The 1,821-nt window shown below is 46.1% G+C and carries 2 tRNA genes and 2 rRNA genes; all 4 read left to right on the plus strand.

The features are described from left to right. A 16S ribosomal RNA gene (locus tag L1285_RS23430) occupies positions 1-405 on the plus strand; the annotation flags it as partial. Between the two features lie 76 nt (positions 406-481). Beyond that, positions 482-558 (plus strand) — tRNA-Ile (locus tag L1285_RS23435). A gap of 114 nt (positions 559-672) precedes the next feature. Beyond that, a tRNA-Ala gene (locus tag L1285_RS23440) sits at positions 673-748 on the plus strand. A 413-nt stretch (positions 749-1,161) separates the two neighbouring features. Then, a 23S ribosomal RNA gene (locus L1285_RS23445) occupies positions 1,162-1,821 on the plus strand; the annotation flags it as partial.

Here is a 1,821-nt window from a genome sequence, read left to right on the forward strand (position 1 = left end):
GGTCGGGAACTCTAAGGAGACTGCCGGTGATAAACCGGAGGAAGGTGGGGACGACGTCAAGTCATCATGGCCCTTACGTGTAGGGCTACACACGTGCTACAATGGCATATACAGAGTGCTGCGAACTAGCGATAGTAAGCGAATCACTTAAAGTATGTCGTAGTCCGGATTGGAGTCTGCAACTCGACTCCATGAAGTCGGAATCGCTAGTAATCGCGGATCAGAATGCCGCGGTGAATACGTTCCCGGGCCTTGTACACACCGCCCGTCACACCATGGGAGTGGGTTGCTCCAGAAGTGGATAGCTTAACCTTCGGGAGGGCGTTCACCACGGAGTGATTCATGACTGGGGTGAAGTCGTAACAAGGTAGCCCTAGGGGAACCTGGGGCTGGATCACCTCCTTATCGACTTAGAACTGATTTGTTCGAAGTGTCCACACAGATGATTGTTGATTAGAATTAGAGAACACAAACATTGTTTGGGTCTGTAGCTCAGCTGGTTAGAGCGCACGCCTGATAAGCGTGAGGTCGGTAGTTCAAGTCTACTCAGACCCACCACTTCTTCCCGATGCTGCGTTATTAAGCTCGTCGTTTAGAAAACACTAAACGTCCTCACTTAATGCCTGGCCTCGAAAAGAAGCTTGGTTCAGAACAATGTTATCCTAGTAATGTGGGGCTATAGCTCAGCTGGGAGAGCGCCTGCCTTGCACGCAGGAGGTCAGCAGTTCGATCCTGCTTAGCTCCACCACTTTACTATTTACTCCTCATAGATAAACACTCTTAACGCAGTGACTTGAAATAAGAAACTGAGAGTTTTTAACTCTGAGAAGTCATTCTCTTGCTCTTTAAAAATTTGGAAAGCTGATATTAAATTCTCGGAATGACAATGAAAATTGTTGTTCTATAGAGTTTTCGAAAGAAAAATGCCGATAAATTCGCAAGAATTTATTAGCGTCTACTTTAGTATTACTTAACTTCTGGCGAAGTTAAAACTGTCTTTAGCACTACAGCTTAAAATACATTTTTCAATGAATTTGTTTTTCAGGCAAGGCGCTTAAATATTTTATCGCAGGGCGCAACCTTACTGGTTGTAACCAAGTAAAATATTTAAGGAACGCAGCATGAGAGACAAAGGCGCAGAAAAACCATTTTGGGTTGTATGGTTAAGTGACTAAGCGTACACGGTGGATGCCTTGGCAGTTGGAGGCGATGAAGGACGTACTAACTTGCGATAAGCCTAGTCAAGCCAGTAAGAGGCGCTTGAGACTAGGATTTCCGAATGGGGAAACCCGGCCCTTTGGGTCATCATGCAGTGAATACATAGCTGTATGAAGCGAACGCGGAGAACTGAAACATCTAAGTACCCGTAGGAAAAGAAATCAACCGAGATTCCGAAAGTAGCGGCGAGCGAAATCGGATTAGCCCTTAAGCTTTAATGTAGTTAGTGGAACATTCTGGAAAGTATGACGATACAGGGTGACAGTCCCGTACACGACAACTTATTTAAAGTGAAATCGAGTAGGTCGGAGCACGTGAAACTTTGACTGAATATGGGGGGACCATCCTCCAAGGCTAAATACTCCCAACTGACCGATAGTGAACCAGTACCGTGAGGGAAAGGCGAAAAGAACCCCTGTGAGGGGAGTGAAATAGAACCTGAAACCGTGTACGTACAAGCAGTAGGAGCCCTTCGAGGGTGACTGCGTACCTTTTGTATAATGGGTCAGCGACTTATATTCTGTAGCAAGGTTAACCATTTAGGGGAGCCGTAGCGAAAGCGAGTCTTAACTGGGCGCTTAAGTTGCAGGGTATAGACCCGAA

The organism is Pseudoalteromonas sp. DL2-H2.2 (assembly GCF_021532535.1).
In the GTDB taxonomy this organism is placed as follows: Bacteria; Pseudomonadota; Gammaproteobacteria; order Enterobacterales; family Alteromonadaceae; genus Pseudoalteromonas; species Pseudoalteromonas rubra_A.